Source organism: Gardnerella sp. C0026F2 (genome assembly GCF_056590715.1).
The window spans coordinates 132,961-148,044 of sequence record NZ_JBWPWR010000002.1 but is presented as its reverse complement, the minus strand read 5'-3'; the positions used below and the strand labels follow the sequence as shown (position 1 = coordinate 148,044).

Genomic DNA, 15,084 nt, shown 5'->3' with positions numbered 1-15,084 from the left:
AGTTTTTGCCGTTTTTTCGCACGTAGCCGGCTTTTTCTTTACACACGTGTAAAGTTTCTGCCGTTTTTCGCGGAATTTCGTTATTTTAGTTGAGCGCGCCGAAGCCTACTGAATGCTTTGGCGTATCGCCGATTAGCGCGTAAGACAGCGACGAAGCTGAGACCATAATAGTGCGCCCATTTACGTCCGTAAACTCAAGCATATCCTTGGAATCGTTAATCACTTTGCGCACTTCTTCTGCACTTTGGTTGGTTTCAAAATCGATGGAATCAGAAACGTTTTTTACTCCTAAAACAACTCGCATACATGCTCCTTTTGCTTTATTTTTACGCTATTTATCGTTTTAATTAGTACTTAGTATCTACTTCAGCGTTTACTTCAGTATTTACTTTAGTATTTAATATTTAGCATTTTTGTGTATTTATTTTAGTCTAAGTCTGCTTGTGCGTCGCGCATCGCTCGTTCTTCACGCTCTAGTAGAGGGATGATTACGGTTTCTGGTTTATCGTCATCTTCTCGCGTATTTTTTTCTTCATCTTCAGAAAGTTTTGAGTCCGAAGAAGTATTTGAGTCCGAAGAAGTCTCGTTTGCGCTATCGACCTTACTGTCACGCTCAGCTATAACTTCATCCTTAACCTCAGAGTCATTGTTGTTCTTGGCGTCCTTAGCTTCCTCATCGCCACCAGCGTCACTAACGCTTTCAGGCTCATCATTAGCATCGCTATCAGCAGATTTACTCATTGCAGTTTGCACAATAGTTTCTGCGGTTTCGTGTGCTGTTTGAGTTTCTACATGAGTAATTACTTGAGTTGCTGTGTCGTCAGCGAGTTGTGCTGCTTTTTCAGCCTCCTCAGCGTTAGCTGCGTGTGTGCCAGCATACTGAACTTTGCGCTCATGAGTATCGTCGCTTATAGTTTTGTTGCTATCGTAAGTTTCGTCTTGAACGTTATTTAATTCAGTATTTTCTTCTGCAGCAATGTCTCGCTCATTAGTTTCGTCGCTATTTTCAGCGTTTGGTTGGTTTTCAGCAGAATTATTCTTAGAAATTTGGCGACTTTGAGTATTGTCATTTTCAAGAAGCGTTCCGACTGTAATAGTCGAGGCAGGATTTCCTGTAGCACGACCAGTTTTAGCAGCTTGTGCATTGCTAATACGACTAAGCTCGTGCGCTAAACGCTCAACTTGAGCCTTAAAACGCATAATACTGGTGTTATCTGCTCGTTGCAAAGCTTGAACAAAATCGCCAACTTGTTCCATTTGCAGCCACAAGTTTGCGCGGAGCATAATCAAACTATCTAAACGAGAACCCATAATTCTACCGTATGCAGAAAGCACTGCGTTTCGGCGCTGCTCGTTAAGTTTTGCAAAAATCCAAGCCAAGTCGCGCGCAGGATCGTTAATTTGCATTCTTTGCCAATTTGTTACAGCAGTAATCGTTGAGCCGGTAAACAAGATGTCGCCATCCATAAAACCGCCGTGTACTGGGCAAGTTTCAAATGACCACAATCCTTCAGTTTCCAACACTCTTGACCAACTGTCAGTAATTTCGGTTGGAATATGACCGGCTTGACGAAGTCTTTTAATCCAACCTGTTAACTGTGCGCGAATTTGACCGGTAGTAAAAGCAGGGTATTTTCCGCGCGTTACGAAAGTAGGGCGCAAACGATGAATAGCACCGATTGCAGTTCCAACATTTGCGCAATCGTCGGTAGTAAGAAGACGCAAGTCGCGAGCGCTACCTTCAAGATGCTCGCAAACAAGCACAGTGTCTTCATCGTTGTCGTTGGCAATAATGCTTGACATCCGTGCAGATTGCTGTTGCGTAGATTGCTGTTGTGCATATTGCTGAGTGCCAGCAACTGTAGAATTTCCAGCGGTTACATTATTTGCAACATTTCCAGCGTTATTATTTGCATCTTCGCGTTTTCCTGGCATAAACGTGAGCATAGTGTCGTAGGCGAATCCCAAAGCTGCCAAATCTTTACTGTGCTCAAGAGTCCATGCTGCACGAGCTCGGTCATGCAAGCGCTTGCGACCTTTACTATCCGCACTGATAAAAACGTCGTAAAGTTTACCGGAAATATCTTGCACAACGGCGTGAGAAATTCCAGCCGCGGTATCAGTGGCATTAACTTGCTCACTTTGGCGCGTTCCTGCAAACTGTACTTCGGGCATGGCTGCAGATGCCAGTGCTGCCAACTTGAATCTACTGAGTTGTGTCACACTCCCACAGTAATACAAAGCACCGAGATTTTGCCAATTTTTTGTAAGTTATGCACATATTTTTATTCTTGTTGCGTAAGCGTTGTTATTGCTGCAACAATAGAATTATGAATTCTTCACCAGAAACTTCGCAAGTGACTTCGCAAGTGGCGTCTAAAACTTCGCAAGTGACTTCTCCAGAAGCGCTTTTAGACGGGTTGGATGATTCGCAACGCGAAGCTGCTACCGCGCTAGAAGGGCCTGTGCGCATTATAGCTTGTGCAGGAGCTGGTAAAACGCGCACTATTACGCGCAGAATTGCGTATGCTTGCGCTACTGGTAAGTGGGATCCTGAAAGAGTTTTGGCAGTTACTTTTTCTGTAAAAGCAGCTGCGGAAATGAGATCACGTATTGAGGCTCTTGGTGTAAGTAATGTTGGATGCGTTTCAACATTTCATTCTGCAGCTTTGCAACAAATTCGCAGCGTGTGGAACGACGTCTGTTCCGCACAATTCCCATCAATTATGAATGATTCTCAGCAAATCATATCTTCTGCGCTTAAGCGTTATCCAGATTTTGCGGATATGACTTTGTTGCAAACTCGCGATATTTTGGCAGAAATTAATTGGGCGAAAGTTTCGCTTATTGTGCCTGACGATTACTTGCGCGTGTGCGCTTCTACGCATCGTTTGCCTCCTGCAGGTTTAGAGCCGCAGCAATTTGTCGATATATATGAAGCTTATGAAACCGAAAAAAATTCGCATAATTGCATCGATTTTAACGATATTCTTCTACTTTGCTGCCATATTTTACGAAATTTTCCGGAAGCTGCAAACCGTATTAAGCAATCAATCGGATGGATTACAGTTGATGAATATCAGGATGTGTCTCCTTTGCAGCATGAATTGTTGCGATTATGGATGGGGCAGAACCGCGATATTTGCGTAGTGGGCGATCCTGCGCAAACAATCTACTCGTTTGCAGGTGCGAATAGTTACTATTTGCTTTCATTTCCGCAAGAATTTGCGCCTCTTGGTGCAGATATTAGTTTGAATACTGACTACCGTTCCACAGAACGCATCGTAGGTCTTGCTAATAGAGTGCTTGCTGCTTCTGCGTATAAAAAGGATTACGTAAAAGTTAAAGCTGCAACGAAAGGTGGCGTTCGCATTAGTCAGCAAGTTTTTGCCACCGATGTTGAAGAAGCTTTGGGCGTGGTTGAGCAAATTGCAAAACTTGTAAAAAGCGGTGCTGCGCATCTTGGGGAGTGCGCAATACTAACGAGAACCAATGCTCAACAGCAAGTAGTTTGTAAAGCGTTAAAAGCAGCAAAACTTCCGTATCGCGTGAGAAAAGACGTGGGGTGGCAGCGAAATGTTTTAGAGGATGCGCAAAGCTATGGTGCTCAAGGTATTTCTGACGTTTTTGCATCTTCTAATATTTCAACTGTTACTGTTTCAACTATTCATGCTGTTAAAGGTTTAGAGTTTGCGCATGTTTACGTAATTGGCTGTTCTGAAGGGCTTATTCCTTTTGGCTCTACGGCTGATGACAGTGCTTTGGAAGAAGAGCGCAGACTTATGTACGTTGCAATAACTCGCGCAGAAAAGACTTTGCATCTTTCTTACGCTTCTAGAAAAGACAGTGGAACTGGCATGAATCGTGTGCCTAGCCGCTTTCTGGCTTAATCTCGCGGCATAAATTTTACACTCGTGTAAAGTTTATGCCGTTTCTTAGCGTGTAGCCGACTTTTTCTTTACACGATTGTACAGTTTATGTCGTTTTTTCGCGCGTAGTCGACTTTTTCTTTACACGATTGCACAGTTTATGTCGTTTTTTCGCGCGTATCCGACTTTTTCTTTACACAGTTGCACAGTTTCTGCCGTTTCTTAGCGTGTAGCAGACTTTTTCTTTACATGGCTGCACAGTTTCTGCCGTTTTGAGCGTTGAGGTCGATCATTCAGCTGGATTGTTATTGAATCAGGAGTTTTACAAGAGTTTTATTCGCCGTCAGCATCAGTTTCGTCGGAATTGCCAGTTTCGTCGGAATTACCGGATTCGTTGCCAGTTTCGTTACCGGTTTCGCTGTTTTGCTTCTTTTGGCGCGCATCCTCTTCCAAAAGCTTGCTAAGTTCAGCATCCCAATCATTTGTGCCTAAATCGTCTTCTGTTAATTTTTCAAACGATTTTTCGATAGGCGCATTTTCGATAGCGTTAGCAGTATTTTTGTTACTTTCGTAACTGTCTGCACTTTCGTGACTTTCGCTAGTTTTTTCAGTTGCTTCGCTAGATTGATTAGACTGAGTTTCTGTTGCATTTTTTGCAGCAGTTTCCGTTGCATCCTCAGCATCGATTTCTTTCGTAACTTCGTTAACTGCGTCACTAACTTTACCAGCACCGTCACCAACTTTACCAGCACCGTCACCTGCTTTACCTTCATTACTAGCGTCTTTCGTAACTTCGCTAGCTTCCGGCAAAGTTGGCAACAAATCTGGGTGACTCCACAAGCTATCTCGCTCTTCAATACCGCGCTCGCGAGTCAACTTTTCCCACAATTGCGATGCTTCACGCATACGGCGAGGTCGCAAATGCAAACCAAGTAACGATTCAAACGTCACTTCTGCAGGCCCTCCTGCAGCTCGCTCGCGACGCATCATCTCTCGCAACTGCTCAATGTGCACAATATGAGCCATTCCAGACTGCCATGTAACGCAATCAACCCAACCTTCAACAAGCGCAAGTAGAGTTTCCAAACTATGCAAAGCTTGACGCTGCTCTTCAGAATCATTGCTGCCAATATTTTGCAAATTAACAGCTCCCGAAATTGCTTCCGGATTCATTGTTTCCACGTCGCGAAGCTGTTCTTCCATAGCTTCTAAATCAATGCTTATTCCGTTTGCGTACTTAATAATCAGCGCTTCAAATCGTGGCATAAGCCATGGCACGGATGCAAATAATCTTGCGTGTGCAGCTTCTCGCAAAGCCAAATAATTCATGACTTCTGTAATATCCAATTCCCACACTTTTGCATACTCAATGCAATTATATGGAATTAATCCGCCTGCAGGATTTTGCAAAAGCGCAAGACCTTGATCAAAACTGCCGTGCACTTCGTGTGAAAGTGCTCCAGCTGCTTGACCTAGTTGCATAGCAAACGAAGTGTTTCCAAGCAGTTTCATGAGTTGCGCTGGATTATTCATTCCTTCAGGCAGCGGAATTGGCACAACTCCTGCAAATAATCCTTTTACTTCAGCATCATCCACATCACGGAATCGTTCTTCAATAACAGAAGTGAGTGCTTTATTTACTGATTTTGCAACAGGATTAGCGAATTTAACCCAAGCTTCCAGAGTTTTTTCTACCCAATCAGCTCTAGACAATACTTCTGGCGTTCCAGGAGCAGGATTGAAATTGCACGTTATATCTAGCCACAAGTTCGCTTGGCTTAAAGCTCTTCGTGTGGCATCTGCTACGTCTGCATTTACATTTCCTTGATCGCCATTAGCGTGCTGTAGAGCAATAGATTGCGCTAACTTGCGATTAATTGGCCCTTCTTCAAGTGTTGCTTCCATTTCGTACGGATTATTAAGACCACCTGCGCTGAAAGCTTGCATCATTCCGCGAACTTCGTCTGGTTTAGGAAGCTTATCTGGATTCTGATTTAAGAGTTGTTCGCGTAGCTCAAAAGGAAGCTGATCAAGTTGTTTCCATGCTTCTTCTCCTTGTATTGGCCCAAAGCATTCAATGAGCCATTGGTGAATTGCATCGTCATTCATGAGCGTATCCTTCTCGTGCCACGTGTTGCATAATTTACAGTTTTTATTTTTATACGTTTCGTATCTGCATGTATTTGTACGTATTTTATAAGTATTTATACGTATTTTACACGTCTTTATATGCGAGTTTAGCGCATCTTCTTAATAAAAATATTTTTTAATACAAATTAATACAAATATTCTACTCGATAATATGGTTTTATGCGCTATAACTTGCGTGCAAATATATTTTAAAGCAAAACTATATAGGGCTTGTGCCATGATACAAACATGTTTCGCTTTTCTACAGGTACTAATGTATTCCGTGCGTGTTTTAGATTCTTGCGCTCGCTGCTTCATGCTTTAGTTTCGTACATTACTTCGCATTCTTTGCGATATTTTGCAGGATTCTTTACAGTAATTGTTGCGATTTTTGTGTTGTCACTTCCAAGCGCATATGTTGTAGAAGAGCCTGGCCCAACGCAGGATGTTTTAGGATCCCTATCAAATACTCCTGTGATTGATATGTCTGGTTCTCGAGTAAAAGAGAATCATGATACTGGTAAGTTATTGTTGATTACTGTCAATGTTTCTGGTGTTCCTGGATATGAGGTTTCAACATTTTATTCATTGGCTTCATGGATGGATCCTCATAAAAGTTTGCTGCCTCGTGAAGCTATCGTGCCAGTAGGGCAGAGCGCTGACGAGTATGAGAAGGAATCCGCTAACGAGATGGATGATTCGCAAAGCCTTGCTCAAAATGTTGCGCTGCAGTACGCGTCTAAGCATCTTGGAATTAAAAAAGAAGATGTAAAAGTTCGTTTACATATTGAAGATATTGGTGGACCGTCTGCCGGAATGATGTACACTCTAGGAATTCTTGACAAGCTTACACCTGAACAAGAAACTGGTGGTAAGACGATAGCCGGAACTGGAACTATTGAAAAATCGCAAAAAATTGGTGCAATTGGTGGTATTCGTTTAAAGATGATTGCAGCTAAAAGAGATGGAGCCACTTGGTTCTTAGCGCCTTACGATAATTGCAATGAAGTTGTTGGGCATGTGCCACAAGGTTTGCGCGTTGTAAGTGTAAAAACATTGGATGATGCTTACAAAGCGTTAAAAGCTATTGGTTCTGGTCGTGGGGCAGATAAATTGCCAAGTTGCAATGTGAAATAAAAAGAAATAAATAAAAAACTAAATAAAGACAGAAAATAAATAAAAATAAATAAATAAAAAGCAGAAAGTGGGCGATGAGGGACTCGAACCCCCGACATCCACCGTGTAAAGGTGGCGCTCTAGCCAGCTGAGCTAATCGCCCGTTCGCAACAAATTAAAAACATACATGATGGTGTGTACGAATGCAACGTGTGGCGCGCGTCGTAACAATCGCGTACAGTATACTGAATAAGAACATGTGCTCAGGAGGTCGATATTCGATGGCTCAGAAACCTGATACCGCTCGTAATGCTTCAGCAATGGAGCGTGTGGGTAAGCGTAAGTTAGGATATAACGTTGCGCAGGTGAATGCTTTTCTAGAGCGCGCTCACACTTTGTACGAAAGTGATGAAGCTCGACTCACACAGAAAGATATTCAAGAGGTTTCTTTTGACTTGGAGCGTAATGGTTACGTTATTGGTCAAGTTGATGCTGCGTTGTCGCGTTTGGAACGTGCGGTAGTAGATAAGTGCACTGAGCAAGAATTGGCGCAATGTGGACGAGTTGCATGGAAAGCTCGCGTAGAAGCGCTTTATCGTAAACTTTTGCAACATGCTCAAAGAGATTATCGCGATCGTTTTGATAGTGGTTCTTCGCGTCGCCCGTCTTATGCGCGTAAACAAGTGGATATTATGGTCGATCAAGCGTTAGATAAGATTGCTCTTATGCTTGGTCATGAGCTTGAGTGGGAAACCGACAAAGAAACATTGCAAGATATTGATTCTGCTTATGTTTCTAATGTGATTTTTACGCAAAAGAACGGTAAGCACGGTTATGATGAGCGCCAAGTTGACTACTATTTAAACGCTTGTGTGCGTTTGCTTAGCAGCTTGGAATCTTTTGAGCGTGTAGAACAGTATGTTGATGCGGATAATAGTAGTTCTTCATACTCTCGAGAAGAATCTGAATCTTATTCTGCTCCTGCTTCTGTTCCTCCTTCCATTCCACCTTCTGTTATTCCTGTAACTAAAGCTGAAGAGCCTGCTAAATCTTCAGAATCTACGGAATCTTATAACCATTATGAAGAGCCTGTTCCATCATTTGCTCCTTCAATAAAGCCTGCATCTGATTTCAGTGCTGCTTCTGCTGCAGCTGCTGCTTCTTCAGCTTCTTCAATATTCAAACCTGTTGAGGATGCTGTGGAAGATGAAGACACTGCGGATAGATTGCCTAAGATTGCACCTCGCTCAATACCTAGCGTGCCAAATCATGATAAACAAAGCATTTTTGCTCCTGTAGATTATGCTAATCAAGATTCTAATGATTCGTTTGAAGCGTTAAATAAGTCTGAGCGTGCGATATTTACACCTCATGCTGCTGCAAGTAAGCCTTCTAATGTTCTTAACGATACTGATAGCAATGACGAGCTTTTGCAAAGCGCTACAGTAATGCGAAACTCTTCTGAAGCTTCTGTGCTACCTCCTTCTTTCACTCCTGCAGCTCGTAATCGCAATAATTCGCCTGCACCGGCTCCTGCTCCGGCTGAGTCAATTCCATCATTTGCTCCTCAAGATCCTGCACAGCACTCGTCGCAGCATTCCTCGCTTAATATTCCGGAGTTGCATGTTTCTAATTTGCAGCCGAGTAAGCCATTGAGTTTAGATATTCCAGATTTGTCATTCCCAATTATTGGTCATATTGATGAATCTACTAATTTCGGTAGCTCTTCTCAAAGTGACGACGATTCGGAAAATAACGATCGTAATTAATCTAACTATTAAACTAACTATTAAAAAAGATATAGTTTGATTTATGCCATTGTATCGCGATGAAGCTGTTGTGCTTCGTACTTTTCCTTTAGGTGAAGCGGATAGGATTATTGTGCTTCTTACTAAGCGGCATGGCAAAGTTCGTGCTGTTGCGAAGGGAGTTCGTAGGCTTAAATCACGTTTTGGCGGTCGTCTTGAGCCGCTTATGCGTGTCGATTTGCTTCTTGCGCAAGGTAAATCTTTGGATGTAGTCTCGCAGGCTGTTTCTATTGCTGCTTATGCTGGCGAAATTTGTGCAGATTATACGTCCTATGAGTATGCAAACGTCATGCTTGAAGTTGTGGATTTGCTTGTTTCTAACGAATATACAGATGAATACAGGCGTGAATATCAAGATACGCTAGGGCAGTATCGTCTACTTACTGCGGCTTTACTTTCATTGTCTAAGCATAAGCATTCTCCTAATGCTATTGGCATGTCGTATATATTGCGAGCATTGTCATTAGCTGGGTGGTCTCCGCGGCTACAGGCTTGTGTTGTATGTGGCAAAAATGAAGATTTATGCTATTTTTCGCCTTGCGCAGGTGGGATGATGTGTGCAAGCGATCACACTCCGGATTCAATAGTTTGTGCTAATTCGACTCGTTTGCAATTGTGTGCGCTTGCACAAGGAAACTGGTCTGTTCTTGACGGAGTGTCGGTTGATTCTTCTACTATGCGATGCGTTCAGCAATGGGCTGAATATTATCTTGAGCGACCTATTCGTTCGATGGGGTTGTTACATTCGTAAGTATGGCTTTTGAAAACGTGGATTATACGTCGCTTAATATTCCAGCGGCTCCTTTTAGTGAACCTTCTCGCATACCAGATTTTCCTAAGGGCAAAGTGCCTCGTCATATCGGCGTGATTATGGACGGAAACGGACGCTGGGCAAAAGAGCGCGGAATGATTCGAACCGAAGGTCATAAAGCTGCAGAACCGGTAGTTTTTGACGTTATTGCAGGAGCTATAGAAGCAGGAGTTCGCTATTTAAGCTTATATACTTTTTCTACCGAAAATTGGAAGCGATCTCCGCAAGAAGTGCGCTTTTTAATGGGATTTTCTAGGGAGATTATCCATAGGCGAGTTGCGCAAATGAACGAGTGGGGAGTGCGCGTTCGTTGGGCAGGTCGTCGTCCTAGATTATGGAAGTCTGTTATTGACGAGTTGGAAAAAGCGCAAGAAATCACCAAAAATAATAAAACTATTGACGTTGTCTTTTGCATAAATTACGGCGGTCGTGCAGAAATTGCCGATGCTTGCGCGCAAATCGCGAAAGAAATTCGAGACGGCAAAATTAAGGGCGATCGTGTTACTGAAAAAATGATTGCTGAGCACTTGTATAATCCGGATATTCCAGATTGCGATTTGGTTATTCGCACTTCTGGCGAGCAGCGCACTAGCAACTTTTTGCCTTGGCAAGCATCCTACGCGGAACTTGATTTTGTGCCGGAACTATTCCCGGATTACGGCCGCGAAGCGTTGTGGAGGTCGATTGACCGTTATGCACATCGCGACCGTCGCTTTGGCGGCGTAAAAAACGCCTAGTATCCCACTAAGATTTGTTACTTTTCGCTAGCGAGCCAAGCGCAAGCTGCTACGACTGCAGCTTCTAATCCGCGATTAAGAGTGGGCTGCAAATCTGGGGCAAATGCCGGATTGTGATTTCCAGGAGCATTCTGCATATCCGCAAAACCACCTAAGCCCCAGTAAGCGTAAGGAGTTTTAAAAGCATTAGCGACTATAGAAAAATCTTCCGAAGCAGAAGCGCGCGAAATATCTACAGAATCTTCTCCAAAGTATTCATCAAAAGCTTTACGCGCGCGCAAAGATGCATTCTGATCATTATTCGTAAGCGGATAGCGATCATAATACGTAAACTCTGGTTCTTTCGGACATCTTGCAAGCTCGCACTCTCCACGCACAATTCGTTCAATAGCATTGTGCACAAATTCTTGAGTATCTTCGCTATAAGTTCTTGTGTTAATTAAAAGCTCGGCATCATCAGGAATAATATTCGACTTACTTCCTGCATTAAGCGCGCCAACTGTAACAATTGCGTAATCTTTAGCTGCAAGTTCGCGAGAAACAATCGTCTGCAATTTAAGCACAATTGATGAAGCAACAACCACCGGGTCAACGCTCAACTCAGGCATAGAACCATGCGAACCTTTACCAAAAATGTGCACGCGAATCGAAGCTGCAGTAGTTAAGAACGCGCCCGGACGAATACCGACTGTTCCTGCAGGAATAGCACCCAACACATGCTGACCAAGGTAAACGTCGGGCTTTGCAATCATGCTCGTAATGCCATTTTTCACCAAGTCTTTTGCGCCTTGAGCTGTTTCTTCTCCAGGCTGAAAAACGCCAATGTACGTTCCTCTCCAAGCATCTTTATGTTCATTAAAAGCCTTCAAGGCACCAAGTAGGCTGGAAATATGAAAATCATGACCGCAAGCGTGTGAAACTCCAACCGTTTTGCCATTTTCGTCTTGCGTGCTAACTGTTGAAGTGTAATCTTTTCCTGAATTTTCTTTAATTGGAAGCGCATCGATATCCGCTCTCATAGCAACAACAGGACCTTCGCCGTTTTTAATCTCTGCCACAACGCCTGTTTTTCCAACTCGCTTTGTTTCAATCCCAGCTTTGCTAAGAATATCAATAATTGTTTGAGCTGTATGATCTTCTTTCATTGACAGTTCAGGATGTTGATGAAAGTATTTGTATTGTTTTTCTCGTTCTGCTTGGGTTTCATCTAAATCGGATAATATTTTCTGAACTGCCGTAAGTTGCAGCATAAATTCCTGCTTTCTTTTGTTTTATTATAACTTTTTTGAGTTTTGAGATTATTTGAGATTATTTGATTTCAGTTTTATTCTTCTTTATTTCGTTCGTCGAGAATCTTATCTACAAGATCGACTTTTGCGTCAAGTTGATTGCTAAAACCAGGGCGAATATCTAATTTTAGTATTACCCCGGTGCGGTATCCTTTGCTAACTAAAGCCATCGTAGCGTCTTTCACAACGCGCATAACGTCATCAAATTCGCCCTCAATATTCGTGAACATTGCGTTAGTTTCGTTTTTTAATCCAGAATCGCGAATTACTTGCACGGCGTCCGCCACGTACTCGCTCAGCTCTTCTCCGACTCCGCTTGGAGCAATGCACAACGCTGCAACCGTGTTAGTTTTGTGGGCGTTTGCATTGTCGGTTGTATTCTCGTTATTATTCTCACTCATATTAATTCCTTTAAACTTGCTCCACAGCAAACGAACTGCAATATTTATGTTATTTTGATAATTCTACAAGCGTCACAGGGTTTTTCTATAATAGCAACGTTTTCACCCGAATTTTCTAGTTTTACGAAAAGGTGTATTGTGGCTGTTTCAAAGCTTGATGAAGTCGTGTCCTTGGCTAAGCGTCGAGGATTTGTGTTTCCAGCCGGCGAAATTTACGGTGGCACGCGTTCTGCGTGGGATTACGGCCCGCTTGGCGTTGCGTTAAAAGATAATATCAAGCGCGAATGGTGGCGCTACATGGTGACCACGCGTGGAGATGTTGTTGGAGTGGATACTTCCGTTATTCTGCCTTCACAGGTGTGGGTTGCCTCTGGTCACGTTTCCGTGTTTAACGATCCTTTAATTGAGTGCTTGAATTGCCATAAGCGTCATCGTGCAGATAAGCTGGAAGAGTCTTATGCTGAAAAGCATGGCGACAAAATGCCAGAAAATGGCTTAAAAGACATTGCTTGCCCAGATTGCGGTACTCGCGGAAACTGGACTGAGCCGCGCGACTTCAACATGATGCTTCGCACTCATTTAGGACCTGTTGAAGACGAAAACAGCTTGCACTATTTGCGTCCAGAAACAGCTCAGGGCATTTTCGTTGACTTTAAGAACGTCATGACTTCTACTCGTCAAAAGCCACCTTTCGGTATTGCAAATATTGGTAAGTCTTTCCGTAACGAAATTACGCCTGGAAACTTCATCTTCCGCACTCGCGAGTTTGAGCAGATGGAAATGGAATTCTTCGTAGAGCCTGGAACCGACGAAGCTTGGCACCAGTATTGGATCGACACTCGAGTGCGTTGGTATGTGGATTTGGGTGTTAAGCCAGAAAACTTGCGCATGTATGAGCATCCTAAGGAGAAGCTCAGCCACTATTCCAAGCGCACTGTCGATATTGAATACAAATTCGGTTTCCAAGGATCTGACTGGGGAGAGCTTGAGGGTATTGCAAATCGTACTGACTACGATTTGTCTGCTCATGCTAAGCATTCCGGCGAGGATTTGAGCTACTTTAACCAGGCTACTGGCGAAAAGTATGTGCCTTACGTTATTGAGCCTGCTGCTGGTCTTACGCGCTCGCTTATGGCATTCTTGGTCGATGCTTACGACGTTGACGAAGCTCCAAACACTAAGGGTGGCGTTGATAAGCGCACTGTTCTTCGACTTGATCCTCGTTTGGCTCCTGTTAAAGCTGCAGTTTTGCCTTTGAGCAAGAAGCCAGAATTGCAAGCTGTTGCTCAAGATTTGGCTGCAGATTTGCGTCAGCATGACTGGGTTATCGATTACGACGAAGCCGGCGCTATTGGCCGTCGCTACCGTCGTGAGGACGAAATTGGTACTCCTTTGTGTGTAACAGTCGACTTCGATACTTTGGAAGATCATGCTGTTACAATTCGCGAGCGCGACACTATGCAACAAGAGCGTGTTTCCTTAGACAAGGTTGCAGATTACGTTGCTAGCCGCATTAACGAAAAGCGCGTTAAGTATCCGCAAGGTCCTGTTGAAATCGTCGGTACTCGTGCGGCCGACGGTGCTACGGATATTGCTAAAGAAGCAGGCGAAGACGAGTCTAAGCCTGTACAAATCGCGACTGCTGGCGGATTGTACTAATACGCGCTTTAGCAGCGCTTAAGAATTAATAAGCAAAATTATTATTAAAGTGAACGGAGTTAAAGCAATATGAATTTTTCTATAAAACCAGTGGATTTAGGGAAAGTTCATATTGCAACTCCTGTTGTTTTGTCTCCAATGGCTGGGATCACTAACTGGCCATTTCGCGTAATTTGCCGCGAATTTGGTCCAGACGGGCTTTATGTAGCAGAAATGATTACAGCGCGAGCTTTAGTCGCAAGAAATCCAAAAGCATTGCGTTTATGCCGTTTTGCGCCTAGCGAAAAAGTGCGCTCTTTGCAACTTTATGGTGTAAATCCTTCTATTGTAGAACAAGCAGCTCGAATTGTTGTCGACGAAAACATGGCTGATCATGTTGACTTAAACTTCGGCTGCCCAGTTCCAAAAGTGACGCGACGCGGCGGCGGTTCTGCTCTTCCTTGGAAAACAGATTTGTTGCAAGAAATTTTGCATCGCGTTGTTTCCGTTTGTGAGCCAGCAGGAATCCCTGTTACAGCTAAATTCCGCGTTGGAATTGACGAGAGTCATGAAACTTTTATTCAAGCTGGCCATATTGCGCAAGAAGAAGGATGCGCTGCTGTAACTTTGCATGCTCGCACAACTGCAGAATATTACGGTGGTCATTCAGACTGGACGCGTATTGGCGAGCTTGTAGAAGCACTCGATATTCCAGTTTTTGGCAATGGTGATATTTGGGGTGCGGAAGATGCGCTCGCAATGTTTAAGGAAACTGGTTGCGCTGGCGTTGCTATCGGTCGAGGATGCCAAGGTCGACCATGGTTGTTTGCTGATATTCGCAATGCTTGCGAAGGTAGCGATAATCGTGTGAATCCTACTTTGGAAGAAGTTGGTTCTGTTATTTTGCGTCACTTGAAGCTTTTAGTTGAGTTTTATGATGGTGACGAGCGTATGGCTGTTCACGACTTGCGTAAGCATGTTGCTTGGTATTTAAAGGGCTTTCCTGTTGGCGGTGGCACTCGTAAAGCTTTTATGGAGTGCGAGTCGATTGAGGATGTTCAACGTAATCTCGATATGCTTGACGGTTCTCTTCGTTTGCCAGAAAAAGTGTTAGACACGCCGCGTGGACGAGTTAGATTTGCTAAAAAAGTTCATTTGCCGTATGGGTGGTTAGATTCTCGTACAACTAGTCACGAAGAGCGAGAGGCGTTATTTGGTGATGATCCAATGGATGCAAGTTACTAGTGTTTTCTAGGTCTTTCGTCATTTTTTTGCTCTGATTATT

12 protein-coding genes and 1 tRNA gene are annotated in these 15,084 nt (G+C 43.5%); 7 read left to right on the top strand and 6 right to left on the bottom strand.

The window, feature by feature from the left end:
• Window positions 1–85: 85 nt before the first annotated feature.
• Window positions 86–304 (bottom strand): DUF3107 domain-containing protein, encoded by a 219-nt coding sequence (locus tag AC1EK3_RS03120; RefSeq protein WP_004105154.1) that lies wholly within the window; start codon window positions 302–304, stop codon window positions 86–88.
• Window positions 305–426: 122 nt separating this feature from the next.
• A complete protein-coding gene (locus AC1EK3_RS03115; protein WP_480033648.1) occupies window positions 427–2,175 on the bottom strand; it encodes a phosphotransferase in 1,749 nt (582 codons plus the stop codon).
• A gap of 155 nt (window positions 2,176–2,330) precedes the next feature.
• Here AC1EK3_RS03115 and AC1EK3_RS03110 point away from each other — a divergent pair, with 155 nt between their 5' ends.
• A complete protein-coding gene (locus AC1EK3_RS03110; protein ID WP_480033563.1) occupies window positions 2,331–3,890 on the top strand; it encodes an ATP-dependent helicase in 1,560 nt (519 codons plus the stop codon).
• 312 nt (window positions 3,891–4,202) lie between these two features.
• On the opposite strand, the gene AC1EK3_RS03105 is transcribed toward AC1EK3_RS03110, so the two are convergent.
• Window positions 4,203–5,978, bottom strand: a complete 1,776-nt coding sequence (locus AC1EK3_RS03105; RefSeq protein WP_480033564.1) for a zinc-dependent metalloprotease — start codon at window positions 5,976–5,978, stop codon at window positions 4,203–4,205.
• Window positions 5,979–6,248: 270 nt separating this feature from the next.
• Here AC1EK3_RS03105 and AC1EK3_RS03100 point away from each other — a divergent pair, with 270 nt between their 5' ends.
• Complete coding sequence (locus AC1EK3_RS03100) at window positions 6,249–7,136, top strand: YlbL family protein (RefSeq protein WP_480033565.1); 888 nt, start codon at window positions 6,249–6,251, stop codon at window positions 7,134–7,136.
• A gap of 68 nt (window positions 7,137–7,204) precedes the next feature.
• Here the strand turns inward: AC1EK3_RS03100 and AC1EK3_RS03095 are convergent.
• Window positions 7,205–7,278 (bottom strand) — tRNA-Val (locus tag AC1EK3_RS03095).
• Between the two features lie 118 nt (window positions 7,279–7,396).
• Here AC1EK3_RS03095 and AC1EK3_RS03090 point away from each other — a divergent pair.
• Genes AC1EK3_RS03090 through AC1EK3_RS03080 form a run of 3 tightly spaced genes read left to right on the top strand, consistent with a single transcriptional unit; the run spans window position 7,397 to window position 10,471 of the window.
• Entirely contained in the window at window positions 7,397–8,884 is a 1,488-nt protein-coding gene (locus AC1EK3_RS03090; protein WP_480033566.1) for a DivIVA domain-containing protein, read from the top strand.
• A gap of 43 nt (window positions 8,885–8,927) precedes the next feature.
• Window positions 8,928–9,674: a DNA repair protein RecO gene (recO, locus tag AC1EK3_RS03085; RefSeq protein WP_119526862.1), complete on the top strand. Its 747-nt coding sequence runs from the start codon at window positions 8,928–8,930 to the stop codon at window positions 9,672–9,674.
• 2 nt (window positions 9,675–9,676) lie between these two features.
• Window positions 9,677–10,471: an isoprenyl transferase gene (locus tag AC1EK3_RS03080; protein WP_119526860.1), complete on the top strand. Its 795-nt coding sequence runs from the start codon at window positions 9,677–9,679 to the stop codon at window positions 10,469–10,471.
• 17 nt (window positions 10,472–10,488) lie between these two features.
• Here AC1EK3_RS03080 and AC1EK3_RS03075 read toward each other — a convergent pair whose 3' ends face one another.
• Both AC1EK3_RS03075 and AC1EK3_RS03070 read right to left on the bottom strand, forming a co-directional pair.
• Window positions 10,489–11,721 (bottom strand): M20 family metallopeptidase, encoded by a 1,233-nt coding sequence (locus AC1EK3_RS03075; RefSeq protein WP_480033567.1) that lies wholly within the window; start codon window positions 11,719–11,721, stop codon window positions 10,489–10,491.
• Window positions 11,722–11,795: 74 nt separating this feature from the next.
• Complete coding sequence (locus tag AC1EK3_RS03070) at window positions 11,796–12,161, bottom strand: MTH1187 family thiamine-binding protein (protein ID WP_480033568.1); 366 nt, start codon at window positions 12,159–12,161, stop codon at window positions 11,796–11,798.
• 138 nt (window positions 12,162–12,299) lie between these two features.
• Between AC1EK3_RS03070 and AC1EK3_RS03065 the strand changes: the two genes are divergently transcribed.
• Window positions 12,300–13,820 (top strand): glycine--tRNA ligase, encoded by a 1,521-nt coding sequence (locus tag AC1EK3_RS03065; RefSeq protein ID WP_004105144.1) that lies wholly within the window; start codon window positions 12,300–12,302, stop codon window positions 13,818–13,820.
• 69 nt (window positions 13,821–13,889) lie between these two features.
• Window positions 13,890–15,044, top strand: a complete 1,155-nt coding sequence (dusB, locus tag AC1EK3_RS03060) for a tRNA dihydrouridine synthase DusB (protein WP_480033569.1) — start codon at window positions 13,890–13,892, stop codon at window positions 15,042–15,044.
• Window positions 15,045–15,084 lie beyond the last annotated feature (40 nt).